Origin of the sequence: Acidilobus sp., assembly GCF_049973875.1 — an archaeon.
Lineage (GTDB): Archaea > Thermoproteota > Thermoprotei_A > Sulfolobales > Acidilobaceae > Acidilobus.
In genome coordinates this window covers 23,669-40,284 of the sequence record NZ_JBMFJI010000009.1, presented here as the reverse complement: position 1 = coordinate 40,284, position 16,616 = coordinate 23,669, and the positions used below count along the sequence as shown (strand labels likewise).

Below are 16,616 nucleotides of genomic sequence, written 5' to 3'. Positions count from 1 at the left end.
TTAGGCGTGGTTGCCCCAGTCACGTGTCCCAGGTGCGGCTCCAAGCTCGTTGATGATAATGGGGTCCTCGTCTGCCCCAACTGCGGCTACATATACGACGACAACGAGCTCAGTGACGGCCCTGAGTGGAGGTCCCTCGGCAACGGCAACGTGAAGGGCGTCGAGAGGGCCTCGTACTCCAACGACTCCCTGATGCATGACCTAGGCATAGGCAACCTGAGGATGAGCCCGGCCAGGTCAAGGTCGCCGCTGATGAGGGTCAGGAACCTGAGGCTGAGGATAGGCAGCTCCCACCCGCTGCTCAAGGGTGAGGCGCCGCTGGTCAACATGTTCTCCATAGCAAAGAGGGCGGCGAGCGCCTTTGAGCTGAGCGACAGCGCCAAGGACGCCCTAGGGCAGGTGCTCCACGCCTACGCTGAGAGGGCCAAGAAGCCCATAGGCAGGGACGTGAACAAGGTCGTGGCCGCCGCCCTGGAGAAGGTGGTCGAGGTCTACAACTTAAGCATATCCAAGGGCGAGATAGAGAGCTTCTTTGAGATAGATGAAAACGACCTGTGGGACGGCCTTAAGAAGCTCAACGACGTCGGCGCCCTTGACATGCTTAAGGTCGCCGCGGCCTCCGAGGGCCAGGGCAGGGTGCTGGAGAGGTCCTTCACCTACATTAACAGGATAGCGTCAAGCCTGTCGCTGCCCCAGTACGTCGTGCAGGACTCGCTTAACTTCATAAGGAAGTCCCTGAGCGTGCCAGGCAAGACGCCCTACGGTAAGAAGCCCGAGGCCCTGGCGGCCGCCGCCGTCTACCTGGTTGCAAGGCTTAACGGCTATGAGATCAGCCAGAGCGACGTGGCCAAGGTAGTCGGCATAAAGGAGTCCACCGTGAGGAAGCTCTACAGGTTCCTGATGGACAACATGGTAGTAGTTGTTGACGTCTGAGCCTTTTTAGCCTTTGAGCTCTCCTTCCCTTAAGCGGGCCCAGTCCTAGAGGAGCCAGGAGAGCTGGAGTGCAAGAGGCCGTCCTAGCGGCAGGCGCAGCGGCCGCTGCGGGCGCAGCGACCTACGTCGCTTACAGGAAGAGGCTGCTGTCAAGGCTCCTCACCTCCCTGAGGCTGAAGGTGAACCCCGACAGCATAGTCGAAGTAGCCTCCTCTGCCGAGTCCCTCGGCATAAGCAGGCAGCAGGTCTCCACAGCAGTGAGGTCCCTGAGGTCGTGCCCTAAGGGCTCAGAGAGGCTGGCGGAGTCGCTCGTCTCCCTTGGACTTTACGAGGACGTCATATACCTGGCCTCAAGGGGCTGCTCGGTGCCCTCCGTCACCCTCCGCAGGGCGAGGACCTACTCCCTTGGGCTGGCGCTCTCCAAGTGGGAGGCCGAGGCGTCAAGGCTCCTGCAGGAGCAGCCGAGGCTCTCCGGCAACTCAAAGGTCATGGTTGCAGTGTGCGAGGGCGACTACAGGGAGGTCATGGTAGATGGCGTCGTAACTGAGGTGCCGCCGCCCGGAAGCTCGTGGAGGTCCCCGCCGCCGGAGGAGGTGATGAGCTCCATAGCTGAGCTCTCAGGGGCAAAGCTCATCATAAGCTGGGGCAGCTGCGGCCTCAGGGGCGCTGTAGACGCCAGGAGGCTCGTGAGGCTGGCCTACCCTGACGTGAGGCCCTCGCTGGCGTCAATAGCCTACAGCCTTGGGGTTAACCCCATGCTTCCCCCGTCAGCCGTAGCCCTTGCAGCCGTCGAGAGCTCGGTTGACATACTGAACAGGGTTGGGGTCGAGTGGGATAAGATGCCCGAGGACGTGAGGGGCGCCTCAGAAATAGTCAAGTACAGGGACCTGGTGAGCTCCGTCGTGGGACAGCGCGGCGTCAAGGAACAGCGCTCCATAGTTGTCACCGACAGGCCCAGGGCCTACATGCCGCTGTGGAGGCCGTTCTCAGTGAACCCCTCACGGGCCCCCCAGGACGACTACGTGGCAGCTATAGTCATCAAGGCGCTGGCCTCAAGGGGAGGCGACCCCCTGAGGGCCATCCGACTCTCAAGCCTTGACGGCGACGAGGGCAGGTCAATAGCTAAAGCCATAATGGCCTCCCTGGTGCAGACGGCCGCAGGCCCAAGGCCTGGCAGCCAGGTTGAGCCGTGGGACCTGGCGTGCCTTGACGACATAGAAGTCCTACTTGACTGCGCTCGCACCTACGGCGACTGCCTCCCCTCATCGAGGCCTCCGCCTGACGAGGAGGAGCTCATCAGGAAGCTCAGGGTGAGGTGCCCCGGAGCCAAGAACATAAGGCTCACCGCCAACTCTTATGTCCCCCAGAGGCTGGCGGAGTCCCTCGGCATAGCGGCCCCCAACAAGGGCAAGGTGAAGGCCTACGGCGAGCCTATCGTGGGCGGCCTCAGGGGGGCCTCCGAGGCGGTGTCGTCAGCCGTCGCCATGGCCTCAGGGGCCTCCAGGCCTCTGATAATAGTCCCAACGAGGGCCCTCGCCAGGGCGGCCGCCAGCGCCCACGGGGGCACGTTCATAACGGCTGAAACCATGGACTCCTGGTTCTCCAAGGGAGGCCTGGGCTTCATATCATGGGATGACTACCTGGTCATGCCCGAGGCCGGGGGCGTGGCCGACCGCTCCATTATAGTGTTCCCCGAGAGGCTGATCCGCGCGGAGCCTGAGGACACGGCGTATGGCATCCACGACAAACTTGTGGACTATGTCATAGAGCTTGTTGCCAAGAACGGGGGCCTGGCGGTCAGCAGGGCCCTCTATGCTGAGGCCGAGAGGAGGGACGACATAGAGCTGGTGGCACCCTCGAGGCCTGAAATTGATGTGGAGCTAAGTGACGCTGATATTATGGAGGAGGCGGAGAACGCCTTCAAGAGGCTCTGGGGCGCCGACCTGAGCCTGAGGCCCTACCAGGGCCTCGCCGTGAGGGTGCTGGCCCAGATGGCCTCCTCGGGCAGGGCCTCAGCGCTCATGGTCATACTTCCCACGGGGGCCGGGAAGAGCGCCATCTTCCAGGTGACGGCGAAGGCCCTCGAGGACCTGGGGCTAGGGTCAACAGCCATAGTGATAAGCCCCCTGAGGGCGCTCATGCATGACCAGGTGAAGAACGCCAGGTCGAGGGGGCTCAGGGCCGCCTACATAGACTCAAGCGTGCCTCCATCAAGGAAGAGGGAGATAATAGCGGCGGCCAGGGAGGGCCTCCTTGACCTGGTCTACGTGACGCCCGAGGGCTTCAGCTCGGGGCCGGCCTCGGAGCTGGTCTCGACCTCGGGCGAGGCGAGCCTCGTGGTGCTTGACGAGGCCCACGCCCTCTCAAGGTGGGGGCTCAGCTTCAGGCCAAGCTACCTGTACGTCGCCAGGCAGCTCAAGGACAGGGCCTCAGCTGGGTGGCCCCCGATAGTCGCCCTCACCGCGTCAGCGCCCTCTGACGTGGTCAGGGACGTCCTGGGCGAGCTCGGCTACAGTGACTACGAGGAGCGCCGGATATCCCTGGGCCCTGAGACCGCTGAGGTAAGCTACTCGGGCAAGCCGGTGGTCCTGAGGGCCCCGTCCCTGAGGCCTGAGATCTCCATTGATGTTGTGCCAGCCAGGGACGGCCCCGACAGGCTTGAGGACATAGCCCTTCACGCGGAGGAGCTGACGAGGTGGGCCGACTCGCTCGGGGAACCGTGGGTTGGAATAGTGTTCGTGCCGTTCGTTCAGAGCGACTCAAGGCCCTGGCTCAACGCCGAGGAGGTTGCCAAGTTCCTGGGCAGGAGGCTAGGTGAGGACATAGCCGTGTACCACGGCCAGCTGAGCGACTCCGAGAGGAGGCGGGTCGAGGAGGAGGTGGTGAGCTCCTCCCGCACGGGCAGGGGGCCAAGGATAGTGGTGGCCACCAAGGCCTTCGGCATGGGTGTCGACATACCTAACATAAGGTGGACCCTTCACGCCGCGCCGAGCGGCAGCGTGGAGGACCTGTACCAGGAGATAGGCAGGGCCGGGAGGGATGGGAAGCCCGCGAGGGCAGTCATACTTTACAACCCGACTGACATGACCGTGCAGTCAGCCATGGCCAAGGGGGAGGCCATAAGGCCCCTCGGCGTGCACAGGACCCTGCAGCTGATAGCCGAGGCCATGCAGTGCGTCAAGTACAGGGACGGCGTCATCCCGATCCCCATCAAGGGCAGGGAGGGCGAATGGGGGCTCGTCAAGTACCTTGACGTGCTGAGGGTGGCGGGCCTGGTAGACTACGAGGTCGTCAGGGGACCGCTGCTGGCCTACGACCTGCCGAGGGAGAAGGTCGAGGAGGAGGCTGGGTGGTGCATACCGATGAGCGACGGCACGTGCATATCAAGGGCCGTGAGGGGGCTGGAGGGCCGCAGGGTCTACTTTAACATATGTGACAACGACGCCTCAATAGGGCTGAAGTCGCAGGAGAACTGTAAGTCGATAAGCTATGACGGCCTCGTGGCCCTGGTCTCCGTGGCCTCGGGCTGGAGGAGGCCAAGGAGGTACCTTGACCCTGAGCTCTACGCCATATCGCTCTGGCTCTCCCTGAGGGAGGGCAGGAAGGTCAAGGAGCTCTCGGACCTGCTGGAGGCGGCGGTGGCGGCCAGGGCAAGGGGAGGGCAGCAGCTGGCCGACTCCCAGGTCAAGAGGGCCATAGAGGAGCTCCTAGCCAAGGGGCTCAGGCCCCCTCTGGGGGGCGTCAGGCTGGGCAAGGTGGTGAGGTGCGACAGCGTGGACGAGTGCGTCGACCGCGCCATAAAGGACGTTATAGAGGTTGAGGAGCTCGTGGGGGAGGGCTCGGTGGTGATAGGCGCCTCCCCCACGGCTGCCCCCCTGGTCTCCGCCAGGTACCTCAAGCTCACGGGCAGGTCGCCCTCCGTTTCGTCAAGCTATTACAGGAGGCTGGCCTCCCTGGCCAGGAGGGGGGAACTTGAGAAGGCCATGAACATGGGCTACGTCGTTGTGGTGGCCAAGGACAGCGAAAAGGTCAACGAGGTCATCAAGCTTGTCCACGGCTACCCCTACGCCAGCTTCTACCTCTACGCCAGGTCAAAGGCTTAGATTTTAGCCTCCGGGCCTCTTAACCCACAGGGGTTTTACTTGCGAGCCCTCAGGTACCTTGGCCTCACGGCGGCAGTGGCGGCATGGGCAATTATCATTGCGTGCGTGTCCATTAACCCCTGGTTCGTGTTCACCAGGAATGCCTTCAGCGACCTGGGAGGTCCCAGGGCCACGGACCCGTGGCTCTACAACTATGGTCTTATAGCGGTCGGCGCCCTCATAATCGCCTTCGCCTCATACGCTGTTAACGTCAGCAGCGAGAAGCTAGAGGCCGTGGGCGCCTCCTTCATGATGGTGGCCGGCCTGTTCCTTGCCCTGATAGGCGTGTTTCACGAGGGCACATACCCCCACGTCTTTGTCTCGCAGTGGTTCTTCGCGCAGATGGACATGACGTCCATAGTGTGGGGCGCGGGCTCCATAGTCTCGGGCAGGACAAAAAGAGGGGCCGCGGAGGCGGCCATTGGGGTCATCGGGCCCGCCGGGGCCATAGCCTTCAGGTGGCCCTCGGCGGCCACCCTCGAGGCCTACGGAATAGTGCTCATAGACCTCTTCGTGATACTTATGACGTTTGACCTGCGCGACCTTGAAGGCTGAGGTCACTCCGAGACGAAGCCCGTCGACGCCAGGTACCTCTCAGTTATGTCAACTATGTCTCTGGCCGTTATTATGCCCACGAGCCTTCCCTCCCGGTCAACCACGGGCAGGTGCCTTATCTTGCGGGTCGACAGCAGCTCCACCGCCTTAGTTACGGGCTCGTCGTCCCTTATGGTCACCGGGTCCTTGGTCATTAAGTCGCCGAGCTTTGAGTCATAGCTGACCCTGTCCGCTACCACCCTGCTCAGGTCCCTCTCAGTGAAGATACCTATCACCTTCCCCTCCGGGGACACAACTACGACGCTGCCAGTGCCTTTTGTGTACATGAGCCTCGCGGCCTCCGCAAGCGTGGCGTCGGCGGTCGCGGACACCACGTTCTTCCTTGCGACGTCGCCTACCTTCGAGGTCCAGACGCTCAAGGAGCTCACCTTAATAGTGTCCGTACAGTGGGGATTTTAAGCGCTCAGCTTAGCGCATATGATACACTACCTTCTACATACCCTCATGAGCTCCTCCTCAGCTTTCCTGAACTGCCTGTGGGGCGCCCTGTCCATGTTCCACGAGCTGTCCGAGTACTTGTAACTGTAGAGCACCTCAGCCATCTCCAGCTCCTCAGACGTGGGCAGGTCGTACTTAACGCCGTCGTAGCCCAGCACCTTTGCGAAAGAGCTGGCTAGGGCGGAGGCGACCTCGTTAACCGTGGTCCCAGGCCTCAGGGCAGCCAAGTTCGTTACCCTGTACTTGACGCTTGAGACCCCCTTGTCTATGAGCTTCTTGAGGGGTACCTTGAGGACCGAGGCCAGGACGCCCAGGTCAGCGCTCACGAGCATAGCGCCGTGGAAGAATATGGAGCCCCAGGATATCGTTGCCGCCGTGCCGCTCACCTTCCTGTTGTCAACAATTATGTCGTTGACGTTCTGCACCGAGGCCTCAAGGCCCAGGGACCTGAGCGCCTCCACGGGGGCCCTTATGAGCTCCGTGAATATGAAGTCAACTGGGTTGCTTACCTTCCTCTCGCCCAGGGAGAGCGATATCGCGTAGTTTATGTTGCCAAGGTCATGGTATGCTGCCCCTCCGCCGGTGAACCTCCTCACTACCCTGACTCCCTGCCTCTCGGCCTCTGCAAGGTTGACCTCCTCCTCGGCCCTCTGGAAGTAGCCTATTACAACTGCCCTGCGGTTCCTCCACAGCCTCAGCGTGTCAGGGGAGATGCCACAGCCCCTCGCCCTGGGCAGGGCCTCCTCGAACGCCAAGTTCATGTAGGGGTCGTCAGGGGTCTCGTAGAGCAGGACCCTAAGCTGCATTTCCCTCACCTGAGCACATTATGGCGTCCACGAAGTCCTCCTCGGAGCAGCCTACCAGGCTTGAGCCCTGAAGCACCCTCCTGACGACGCCAGAGACCTCGCCCCTGTCAAACCTAATGTTAACGAGGCTCTCCTCAAGCTCGAAGACCTTGTCCTCCGGGATAACCATGAAGTCGCCCGTTATGCTGACCCTAGCTATGACTCCTCCGACGACCTCGGAGGAGACCCTTATGAGCCCCTTCCTGGCCTTAACCTCGCACGTGCCCACTAAAGACCCCGCGCCCTCGGGCGTGGAGAAAAAGAAAAGTGTTAGCCTCAGACCCTTATGGCCTTCACAAGCTCCTCCTTCAGGCCCATCTTCTTGGGCGTGAAGATCCTTGGGTCCATGAGCTCTGGCTCCCTCTTTATTATAGGCTTGAACTCCATCTTGGCGAGCACGTCCTTCTCCAGGTCGACGCCTGGGGCCACCTCTATGAGCTCCAGCCCCTCGGGCGTCAGCCTGAACACGGCCCTCTCGGTTATGTAAAGCACGTTCTTACCGTTCTCTATCATCACCCTTGAGGAGCACCCGACCTTGTCCACCTTGTTAACAAACTTCAGTATGTTTCCGTCGGAGATTATCCTCAGCTTTCCGTCAGCCACCTCATACTTCGCCCCCTTGCCAGCCGTGAAGAGGCCCGCGTAGTAAATGTCGGGCGCACCTGACGCTATAGCCGGGAACCCTCCTGGCCCAGGTATCTTTGACTCGGTGAAGAACGAGTTTACGTTGCCGTACCTGTCTATCTGCATGAAGCCCAGCGAGGCCGCGTCTATGACCCCTCCCTCGTACATTGTGAACTGGTCCGGCACAGAGAGCACAGCGAAGGCCCCTATGGAGACCCCGAAGTCAGGACCGTAGAGTGGCCTTCCTCCCCACGTGCCTGACTCCACCGTGAGCACCACCAGGTCCTGCATGTCCTCCTCCATCGCCACCTCGCCCACCATCGCCGGTATGCCCACGCCAAGGTTGACCACCACGGGCCTCCCGTACCTCTCTACGAGCCTGGCGAGCTCAAGGGCCACCCTCCGGGCCACGACCTTCCTCTCGTCCAGGCCGCTCTCCATCTGTGATGTCATAACGTCAGTCGGAGGGATCACCCTTCCAGCTACTATAGGGTCGTAGTCAAAGCTGTGGGACTGCCTGTGGTACTCCCTGGGCGCTACTACAACGTGGTCCACCAGCGGGCCAGGGACTATCACGCTCTTGGGGTTAATGGAGCCGAACCTGGCCACCCTGAGCACCTGGGCTATAACTGTGCCCTTCTCCGGCATGGCCTTAGTCGCCTGAGCTATGTTAAGCACGGTGCCGTAAGCCACCTCGTCCTCAAGGGACAGGTTTCCTATCTCGTCGGCCGTGCTCCCCCTTATGAGGGCGAACTTGGGCTTCGGGGCGGTGTAGAGCAGGTACTCCTTGCCGTCTATGTTGAGCAGCTGCACCTTGACGGTCCTCCTCTCCTTGGCGGTCTCATTAAGGGCTGTGCCATCATACCTTGGGTCAGCGGTGGTGTTGAGCCCGACCCTGGTCAGGACGCCGGGCCTGCCGCTCCCGACCTCCCTGAACCAGTAGGCCAGGATCCCGATGCTCCAGGCGTAGGCCTCGAACCACTCCTCCTTTATCATCTTCTGGAGGGTCTCGCTCCAGCCGTAGAAGGCCACCAGCATGCCCCTTATGAAGTCCCTGTCCCCTCTCTTGTGCATCATCTGGGCTAAGCTGTCAAGCCCCCTGCCGGGCGTCCCAGGGAACGTGTCGCTTATTATGAAGAGGTTCCTGGGGTGGCCGGTCTTCAAGTACAGCTTGTAGAGCCTCTCTATGAGGTAGTCGGGCGACGTTATCTCGTTGAAGCCTGAGATGGCAACGACGTCGCCGTCCTTTATCTGCGACAGGACGAAGTCCGGATCTGTAACTATTTTCTTCTTTGCTATCAGGCTCACAACGCTGTCGCTCATGTTAAGTTACCTCCGAATCTGTGCTTCAATTACTTTAGAAGTATGTAGGGGCTTTAATATTTACTGCGAGAGCTGAAGCTGGGAGCGCGGTTGCCGCTGAGGGCCGTCGGGTCAGACGTTGACGGCACGCTCACCGTGAGGAGGGGCGACCTGAGGGTAAGCGTGTACGCTATCAGGGGAATAAGGCTGCTGGAGTCCCGCGGGGTCAAGGTTATCCTGGTCTCGGGCAACAGCCTCCCCGTGACCGCCGGCCTCAGCGTCTACCTTGGCTCCAGCGGCCCCGTCGTGGCCGAGAACGGCTGCGTCATAATGTACAGGGGGCAGGTACAGCACGTGTGCTCCGGCAGGCCCCCCGAGGGGCTGCTCAGGAAGCTCCAGGACCTCGGCCTCAGGCCCAGCTGGCAGAACGAGTTCAGGTACCACGACATGGCCTTCTTCATGCCCAGGGGGATAGACGAGGACTCTAAGGCCGAGCTGCTCAGGGCCGTGTCAGAGATGGCCGAGGCCCACGGCCTCAGGGTTCTCTGGAGCGGCTACGCCGTCCACATAAACCCGGGCAACGGCAAGGGCGAGGGGCTCCTGAGGGCCCTTGAGCTCATAGGAGTCAGCGCCTCCGAGGCGGCAGCCATAGGGGACGGCGAGAACGACCTTGACATGCTCTCGGTGGTGCCCATAAGCGGCTGCCCGGGCGACGCTGCCCCCGCGGTTAAGGTTAAGGTTAAGTTCGTGGCCAGGGGCAGGGGAGGCGCAGGCTTCCTGGAGTTCGCCAGGTGGCTTCTCGCTAAAGGAGAACGCAACTAAGCGTCAGGCGAGGTTCCCTCTCTTCACAGCCTCAACGGCTCAGCACTCGGCAAATTCCTCATTCACTTGAACCGTGGAGGTCCAGGCAAATAAGGCTGCCACTAGTCGACGGGTATCTCGTCGCCGTTCTGGGGCACTAGGACCTCAACATCGCCCAGCTCGTCCTTTATCTTTGATGCCAGCTTCACCTGGCCCTGGGGCTCCCCGTGGACCAGGATGACCTTCCTGACCCCGGCCAGGGACTTCAACGTCTGTAAGACGCCCCTCCAGTCGGTGTGGCTCGAGAAGTCGAATATCTGAAGCCTCGCCTTAACGGGCAGCTTCCTCTCGCCGTCAAAGAATACCCCCTCCTCAAGGGCCTGCCTTCCGGGGGTGCCCGGCGCCTGGTAGCTCACCAGGAACACGGCATCCTTCTCGTTCTGAACCATCCTTGTGTAGTAGTACAGGCTTGGGCCACCCTTCAACATGCCCGCGCTCGATATTATGACCCCAGGCTTCTTGAGGGCCTTCTTCCTGTCCCCCCAGCCCTTGACGACGTTCTGATCCTCAAGGGCCTTGGCGAGGAGCCTCGGGTCCTTGATGAAGCTGCTGTGCGCCAGGTAAAGGTCGGTGACGGACCTTATCATGCCGTCTATCCAGACGGGCCAGCCGAAGCCCTTCTCCTCGAGGAGGCACATTATCTCCTGCCCCCTGGCGACGCTGAACGCAGGGACGAGCACGGTGCCGCCCCTCTTGACCACGTCCTCCACGGACTCGTAGAACTCTTTCTCAGTGTTACTCCTCTCGGGGTGCGTCACGGTGGAGTAGGTGGACTCTATTATCACGGCGTCGGCCTTCACCCCGGTCAGCTTGTGGGGGTTCATGAGCTTCGTCTCTATGGTGTTCATGTCGCTGGTGTACAGCACCTTCCTGCCGTTCACGTCAACCAGCACTGAGGCGGAGCCCGGTATGTGGCCGCTCGACATGAGTGTCAGGGTGAAGTCACCGAGCTCAACCGACCTCTCGTAGTCCACGCTCTCGGCCACGCCAAGCATGTCATCAACTGTGCTGTTGTCGAATATCAGGTTGGGCCCGTTTAGCTTTATCATGTCGTAGAGCAGCAGCCTCGTCACGTCAAGGGTGAGCGGGGTTGCCAGGAGCCTCGGCTTAACGGATATGAAGAGCGCCGGGGCCGCCCCCACGTGGTCCAAGTGGCTGTGGGTCAGCACCAGGGCCTCAACGTCCTTGGGCCTCACGTGAAGCGGGTATATGGGCTGCTCGTTCTCATCAAAGTTGACGCCGTAGTCCAGGAGGACCAGGCGGCCCCTGTGCTCTACACCTATGGCCGCCCTCCCGACCTCCCTTCCGCTGCCCAGGATCCTTACCTTGGGCGTTTCGTCACTGCTATCCATCTTTCATCTGACCTGTTCCAATACAGCTTCCGCTGCCCTTTGTGTGACAGAAGGCTATATTAAGCGATACTTACCATGAAGTTGCGGGAGAGGCCGTTGATGGGGGTCAACCCAAGGGAGCTCAAGAGGATGCTCAAGAGGATGGGCATCGAGGCCGAGGAGCTGGAGGCCACGAGGGTCACCATAGAGGCCAAGGACAAGCAGTTGGTCGTTGAGGAGCCCCAGGTAATAATAGTTAGGGGGAGGAACCAGCCCACGATGATATATGTCGTGGGGGAGCCAAAGGATGTCAAGCCCCAGCAGCCAGCGCAGCCCCAGGTGAGCGAGGAGGACGTGAAGCTCGTGGCGGAGCAGGCCGGGGTCGACCTTGAGACCGCCAGGAACGCGCTCATAGCGGCCAACGGCGACATAGCTGAGGCCATACTCAAGCTCAAGGGATCGTGAAGCCCCTGCCGCCCGTGCGCCTCCTAAGCCTCTGGACAAGCTCGTCGACGCTGTTGAGGGTGCTGAGGACAAGGGGTATCCTGTCCAGCCTCGCCAGCTCTATTGACAGGTAGTCAACGTGCTCCCTGGGGCCATGGATAACTATTATGCTGGGCTTCACCAGGGACACCCTGACCGCCACCATGGGGCTCCTGCCTGCCGTGACCTTAGTGAACACTATGACCCTCTCTGGCACGGAGCCCAGCATGGCGTAGAACTGTATGCTGGTGAGCTCAGTTATAGCCTTAATGCTGTCTATCACCGTGTAGCCGTAGGCCACTATGCCCTTGGGGTAGTCAGGGTAGAGCAGTATGCCGTCAACCGTTATTATTATGTCCTCAAGGGTCATGGGCTCGCTGAACTCCTGCATGTCTATTATGCCAGTGGTGGGTATGCCCAGCGCCTTGACCAGGTTCTCGGACCTCTTCGTGCCCTTCTCGGCGTCAACCTTGAGTAGTGCAGTGACGAACCTCCTTATGAATCCCGCCCCTGGGCTCCTCCTGCCCTTCTCGTAGTCACTGAGCACGCTGGAGGAGACCCCCATGTACTTGGCGACCTCCTGCTGGCTCAGCTTGAAGTACTCCCTCCACTTCCTCAGGGCGGCGCCGGGGGAGTCGCTGAGCACTATGTCTCCAGCTATCCTGACGGCAACTGCCTTGTAGGCGAACTCCTCGAGCTCCTCCAAGGGGGCCCCCGCAGGAGGTACAATGGGCTATCTATTAAGTGGATTTAGATCAACAAACTAACTAGTACTCGTTTGAAAATATAATCACTGGTTTAGAAACATAGCTATCAGTTCATAATTATATTGAAACATTACAGCTGAGGTGAAAGTCTTTTTAATTACCCTACCTAACCCTTGCCTTAGGGCAGGGGGGATGCTTCACGTACCGATAGACGTCTTCTTCGCCCTGGTAGTGATAGTAAGTATAATATCAGGCTTCCTCGGCGCCCTGGTGGGCCTTGGCGGCGGGACCTTCCTGGTCCCCATTTACACGCTGTTCCTTGGAATTCCGATAGCCTACGCCACAGGCGCAAGTCTAATATCAACGATAGCCACCTCCAGCGGCTCGGCGAGCGCTTACATTAAGGACAGGATAACTAACGTGAGGATAGGCATGGGGCTGGAGATAGCGACCACCACGGGCTCCATAGTGGGCTCCCTGACCGCGGCCTTCGTCTACGCCCACCACCTCGAGTACATAATTTACATGGTGTTCGGCGTGGTCCTCCTGAGCCAGATATACTTCCAGATGGAGAGGTCCAAGTTCGAGCTCCCAAAGCCCATGAAGCCCGACTGGACCACGAGGGTCTTCCAGCTGCACGGAGAGTACTACGATGAGGCCCTGAAGCAGGAGGTTAAGTACTACGGGGTCCGCTGGTGGCTGGGGGAGACGATAATGTTCTTCGCCGGCTTCATATCAGGCCTCCTCGGGATAGGCGGCGGGGCCCTCAAGGTGCTCGGCATGGACTGGGCCATGAACCTGCCCATGAAGGTCAGCACCACGACCAGCAACTTCATGATTGGCGTCACGGCGGCCACGGGAAGCGCCATATACTGGGCCTTCGGCCTTATACAGCCCATACTTGCTGGCTTCACGGCACTCGGCGTCCTGCTGGGCTCAATGACGGCCTCCAAGATACTGCCCAAGATAACCAACAGGTCCATAAGGTACATATTCACGGCGATACTGGCGTTCCTGGGAGTTGAGATGGTGCTAAAGGGCGTCGGCATAATACACTGAGGGGGTGAGGACGATGCCCAGAAACATAAGCTTCGAGGACATAATAGGGTGGACCCTCAGGGTGGGAGTCCTAATATCTGCGGTCTTCATAATATTCGGCATAGGCCTTATATACGTCCACAGGGGGGCGGGCATCTACACGTTCAAGGACCTGGTCGCTGCCAACTCCCCGGTTAACACGTCAATACTGCCCGTCAGCTACATAAACTCCAGGACAGTCGCAGGCCTTAACGGGCTCGCCTACGTACTCATAGGCCTCATAATCCTCATGGCGACGCCCGTGATAAGGGTTGCCATAGGCATAGCGCAGTTTGCACACGAGAGGAACTGGCTCTACACGTTCATCACGGCGGTTGTGTTCATGAACCTGATGTTAGCAATATTTGTCATACCTGCCCTTGTAGTGAAGTAGCCTTTTACGGCTGCTGCAGCAGCTTCCTGAACTCCTCCCTCACCTGCTCTATCATCCTCCTGGTGTCCTCGAATGCTGCAGGGTCGTCAAGAGTTGAGGTGTCGCCCAGCGGCTCCTGGTTGAGCGCTGCCCTCAGCAGCCTCCTCATTATCTTCCCGCTCTTTGTCTTTGGCAGCTTCCTCACGAAGACCACCCTGTCAACTATGTAGCCGGCGTTCCTGGCGTAGGCCTTTATGTCCTCGGCCAGCTGGTCGCTGGGCTGGTAGCCGGGCCTGAGCACCACGAAAGCCAGCAGAGCCGAGCCCTTGCCTCCGGGCAGCGGCATGCTGGCCGCGGCCACCTCAGCCACAGCGGGGTGGGTGCCTATGGTGCTCTCGACCTCCATGGTGCCTATCCTCTGGCCCGTGGTGGCTATGACGTCGTCCGCCCTGCCAAGCACGTAGAGGTAGCCGTCCTCATCCATGTAGCCGTAGTCGCCGGTGTAGAAGTAGCCTGGGAACCTGGACCAGTAGGTCTTAATGTACCTCTCATAGTTGGGGTCGTTCCACATCTTGCCCAGGGCCGGCGTGTAGGGGCTCAGCACTATGTAGCCCTTGTTGCCGGGCGGGAGCGGCTTGCCCTCGTCGTCAACTATGAGGACCCTGGTGGGCGAGAATGCTATTCCAGCGGAGCCCGGCCTGAAGGGGAGCTCGGCTATGCCGTAGGGCGTCGCGGCTATGGGGCTCAGGTGCTCCGTCATCCAGTACGCGTCGCCTATGTACGTGTTGGGCAGGTTCTCCCTGAACCACTGCCAGGCGCCCACGTTGAGCGGCTCCCCGGTGTTGAGTATTATCCTCAGGGTGGACGTGTCGCCTCCCGTCACCGACTCCGAGCCCAGGCCCTTCAGGGTGTAGAGCGTAGTCGTTGAGGACCACACGTGGGTGACCCCAAACCTCTCAACCACCTTAGCGAAGAGGTCGGGCTTCTGGCCCACGAAGCCCTCAAAGAGCACGGCCGTTACGCCCATGACGGGGGCCGTGTACAGGTTGGCCATGGGCCACACCGGCCACCCCAGCTCAGATATGGTCCACCAGACGTCGCTGGGCCCCAGGTTGAACAGCGCCTTGAACGTCCAGTTAAGCGCCACCACGTAGCCTCCCTGCGTCTGGGTTATCCCCTTGGGCCTGCCCGTGGTGCCGCTGGTGTAGTATATGGTTCCCACGTCGCTCGCGTCCACGGGCTCCGGCGGCACGTAGACCTTCCCCTTGGGAGCTATGTCCTCATAGACCACGTCACGGCTGCCGTTGACGTTGAAGTCGCTGAAGCCCCTGCTGACCACCAGGACCTTCTCAACGGGAGTCTTGAAGTTGTTGAGCACCCTGTCGGCTATGTCCTTTATCCTTATCTCCTGGCCGGCCCTGAAGCCCTTGGACACGACCACCAGGACCTTTGACCCAGCGTCCTGGAGCCTGAAGGCCATGACGTCGTCACTGAGTCCAACATAGTGTATTGCCAATATCGCTCCAAGCCTGTGGACGGCCAGGCCAAAATAGACGGCCTCAGGTATGCTCGGCATTATCATCGAGACCACGTCACCGCGCTTGACGCCAAGCTGCTTCAGGACGTAGGCGGCCCTGTTGACCTGGTAGTGCAGCTCCCTGAACGTTATTGCCCTGTAGTCCAGGGACTCGTTGGTCCAGTAGAAGGCCACCTTGTCGGCCTTGTCCCTGAGGTGCCTGTCCACGGCGTTGTATGAGACGTTCATGAGGCCTCCCACAAACCACCTCTCAGTAGGCGGGCTCCCCTCGAGGACCTTCGCTGGCCTCTGGAACCAGTCTATCAGGTCCACCTGCTGCGACCAGAAGGCAGCCGGGTCCTTTGAGGCCAAGGAGGAGAGGGCCTGGAGCTTCCTTACAGAGTATATCTCCTCCGTCGCCTTAGACAAGGCCAAAATCACCCCTTATTCCACACTTTTCCTACTTCTTTACGAAAATGTATACAGGAACTTATAACCTAACTGCAATCGCCTATATATGCGGCAAGGCCCCGTTGATGGCCTAGAGGGACCTTATGTAGTTATAGTCCTCGTCGCTCAGGCTCCAGCCCACGGCGCCCAGGAGCTCGTCTATGTGCTCCTTCCTCGAGGCCTTGGGTATGGGCAGGGAGCTCCTCATGAGGTAGTTGAGGGCCACCTGCACGGGCGTCTTCCCGTACTTGGCCCCGACCCTCGCAAGCCTCGAGTCGGAGCTCGCAGAGCCCCTGCCGAGCGGCGAGTAGGCAACTATGGTGACCCCGGCCTGCCTCGCGAACGGTATGAGGTCCCTCTCGGCCCACTTGTTGTAAACGCTGTACTCAACCTCGTCAACTACCACCTCGTGCCTCCTGGCTAAGCTCATGGCCTCCTCCAGCAGCTGCCTGTCGAAGTTGCTCACCCCCATGCACCTTATGACCCCCCTGTCAACCAGGTCCTCAAGGGCCCTGATGGACTCCTGCAGCGGCACGTCCCTGCTGGGCCAGTGCAGCAGGTAGATGTCTATTGACTTCACCCCCAGCCTCCTCCTGCTGGCCTCTGCGGACCTCACCAGGTCGTCGTAGTGGAAGTGGTTAGGCCAGACCTTGCTTATAATTATCACGTCATCCGCAACGTCCGCGAGGGCCCTCCCCACCAGCTCCTCGGTGTGGCCGCCCCCGTACATCTCGGCCGTGTCGAAGACCCTTATGCCGCGCTCGTAGGCGTACCTTATGGCGTTAACGTAGACTTCATCCCTGCTGTAGTCAGGGCTCCAGAACCCGCCTCCCATGCCCCAGGTGCCCAGGCCGAGGAGCGAGGCCTCCTTGTCGCATAGCCTCAAGCTTGACCCCACCTAACGGCCGCAGCATAAAGA

General features: G+C 60.4%; 15 protein-coding genes. 7 read left to right on the top strand and 8 right to left on the bottom strand.

What is annotated here, in order from left to right:
* Positions 1 to 6 precede the first annotated feature (6 nt).
* The 3 genes from ACP5H1_RS04815 to ACP5H1_RS04805 all read left to right on the top strand — a co-directional run bounded on the left by ACP5H1_RS04815 (position 7) and on the right by ACP5H1_RS04805 (position 5,630).
* Positions 7 to 933 (top strand): TFIIB-type zinc ribbon-containing protein, encoded by a 927-nt coding sequence (locus tag ACP5H1_RS04815; RefSeq protein WP_427972371.1) that lies wholly within the window; start codon positions 7 to 9, stop codon positions 931 to 933.
* A 68-nt stretch (positions 934 to 1,001) separates the two neighbouring features.
* Positions 1,002 to 5,036: a DEAD/DEAH box helicase gene (locus tag ACP5H1_RS04810; RefSeq protein WP_427972368.1), complete on the top strand. Its 4,035-nt coding sequence runs from the start codon at positions 1,002 to 1,004 to the stop codon at positions 5,034 to 5,036.
* Between the two features lie 39 nt (positions 5,037 to 5,075).
* The gene (locus ACP5H1_RS04805) at positions 5,076 to 5,630 is read left to right on the top strand and encodes a DUF998 domain-containing protein (protein ID WP_427972365.1); all 555 of its coding nucleotides are present in this window, start codon (positions 5,076 to 5,078) and stop codon (positions 5,628 to 5,630) included.
* A 2-nt stretch (positions 5,631 to 5,632) separates the two neighbouring features.
* Here ACP5H1_RS04805 and ACP5H1_RS04800 read toward each other — a convergent pair whose 3' ends face one another.
* From ACP5H1_RS04800 to ACP5H1_RS04785, 4 genes are read right to left on the bottom strand one after another with little or no spacing between them, the layout of a single operon-like run.
* Entirely contained in the window at positions 5,633 to 6,058 is a 426-nt protein-coding gene (locus ACP5H1_RS04800; RefSeq protein ID WP_427972363.1) for a CBS domain-containing protein, read from the bottom strand.
* A gap of 57 nt (positions 6,059 to 6,115) precedes the next feature.
* On the bottom strand, positions 6,116 to 6,934 hold the full coding sequence (locus ACP5H1_RS04795) for a lipoate--protein ligase family protein (RefSeq protein ID WP_427972360.1): 819 nt from the start codon (positions 6,932 to 6,934) through the stop codon (positions 6,116 to 6,118).
* Positions 6,924 to 7,202: a lipoate protein ligase C-terminal domain-containing protein gene (locus ACP5H1_RS04790; RefSeq protein WP_427972357.1), complete on the bottom strand. Its 279-nt coding sequence runs from the start codon at positions 7,200 to 7,202 to the stop codon at positions 6,924 to 6,926. Before ACP5H1_RS04790 ends, ACP5H1_RS04795 begins: the two co-directional genes overlap by 11 nt.
* Positions 7,203 to 7,249: 47 nt before the next feature.
* Positions 7,250 to 8,920 carry an acyl CoA:acetate/3-ketoacid CoA transferase gene (locus tag ACP5H1_RS04785; protein WP_427972354.1) on the bottom strand — a complete coding sequence of 557 codons (1,671 nt, stop codon included), beginning with the start codon at positions 8,918 to 8,920 and terminating at the stop codon, positions 7,250 to 7,252.
* Positions 8,921 to 9,010: 90 nt separating this feature from the next.
* Here ACP5H1_RS04785 and ACP5H1_RS04780 point away from each other — a divergent pair, with 90 nt between their 5' ends.
* Positions 9,011 to 9,721, top strand: coding sequence for a phosphoglycolate phosphatase (locus ACP5H1_RS04780; RefSeq protein ID WP_427972351.1), 711 nt, complete (start codon positions 9,011 to 9,013; stop codon positions 9,719 to 9,721).
* A gap of 101 nt (positions 9,722 to 9,822) precedes the next feature.
* On the opposite strand, the gene ACP5H1_RS04775 is transcribed toward ACP5H1_RS04780, so the two are convergent.
* Entirely contained in the window at positions 9,823 to 11,112 is a 1,290-nt protein-coding gene (locus ACP5H1_RS04775) for an MBL fold metallo-hydrolase (protein WP_427972348.1), read from the bottom strand.
* Positions 11,113 to 11,187: 75 nt separating this feature from the next.
* Between ACP5H1_RS04775 and ACP5H1_RS04770 the strand changes: the two genes are divergently transcribed.
* Positions 11,188 to 11,556 carry a nascent polypeptide-associated complex protein gene (locus ACP5H1_RS04770; RefSeq protein ID WP_427972345.1) on the top strand — a complete coding sequence of 123 codons (369 nt, stop codon included), beginning with the start codon at positions 11,188 to 11,190 and terminating at the stop codon, positions 11,554 to 11,556.
* Here the strand turns inward: ACP5H1_RS04770 and ACP5H1_RS04765 are convergent.
* Positions 11,543 to 12,280, bottom strand: a complete 738-nt coding sequence (locus ACP5H1_RS04765) for a helix-turn-helix domain-containing protein (protein WP_427972342.1) — start codon at positions 12,278 to 12,280, stop codon at positions 11,543 to 11,545. The genes ACP5H1_RS04770 and ACP5H1_RS04765 overlap by 14 nt on opposite strands.
* Positions 12,281 to 12,473: 193 nt before the next feature.
* Here ACP5H1_RS04765 and ACP5H1_RS04760 point away from each other — a divergent pair, with 193 nt between their 5' ends.
* Both ACP5H1_RS04760 and ACP5H1_RS04755 read left to right on the top strand, forming a co-directional pair.
* Positions 12,474 to 13,340 (top strand): sulfite exporter TauE/SafE family protein, encoded by an 867-nt coding sequence (locus tag ACP5H1_RS04760; RefSeq protein WP_427972339.1) that lies wholly within the window; start codon positions 12,474 to 12,476, stop codon positions 13,338 to 13,340.
* Positions 13,341 to 13,353: 13 nt separating this feature from the next.
* Complete coding sequence (locus ACP5H1_RS04755; RefSeq protein WP_427972336.1) at positions 13,354 to 13,752, top strand: DUF1634 domain-containing protein; 399 nt, start codon at positions 13,354 to 13,356, stop codon at positions 13,750 to 13,752.
* Between the two features lie 4 nt (positions 13,753 to 13,756).
* Here the strand turns inward: ACP5H1_RS04755 and ACP5H1_RS04750 are convergent, their stop codons facing one another.
* Complete coding sequence (locus ACP5H1_RS04750) at positions 13,757 to 15,676, bottom strand: AMP-binding protein (protein WP_427972333.1); 1,920 nt, start codon at positions 15,674 to 15,676, stop codon at positions 13,757 to 13,759.
* Between the two features lie 112 nt (positions 15,677 to 15,788).
* Positions 15,789 to 16,583, bottom strand: coding sequence for an aldo/keto reductase (locus ACP5H1_RS04745; RefSeq protein WP_427972330.1), 795 nt, complete (start codon positions 16,581 to 16,583; stop codon positions 15,789 to 15,791).
* Positions 16,584 to 16,616: the final 33 nt, after the last annotated feature.

Bases quoted from the DNA above. Each gene is read 5' to 3' on its own strand.
- ACP5H1_RS04770 (WP_427972345.1), top strand. From the start codon at position 11,188: ATGAAGTTGCGGGAGAGGCCGTTGATGGGGGTCAACCCAAGGGAGCTC.
- ACP5H1_RS04755 (WP_427972336.1), top strand. From the start codon at position 13,354: ATGCCCAGAAACATAAGCTTCGAGGACATAATAGGGTGGACCCTCAGG.
- ACP5H1_RS04795 (WP_427972360.1), bottom strand. From the start codon at position 6,934: ATGCAGCTTAGGGTCCTGCTCTACGAGACCCCTGACGACCCCTACATG.
- ACP5H1_RS04760 (WP_427972339.1), top strand. From the start codon at position 12,474: ATGCTTCACGTACCGATAGACGTCTTCTTCGCCCTGGTAGTGATAGTA.
- ACP5H1_RS04775 (WP_427972348.1), bottom strand. From the start codon at position 11,112: ATGGATAGCAGTGACGAAACGCCCAAGGTAAGGATCCTGGGCAGCGGA.
- ACP5H1_RS04785 (WP_427972354.1), bottom strand. From the start codon at position 8,920: ATGAGCGACAGCGTTGTGAGCCTGATAGCAAAGAAGAAAATAGTTACA.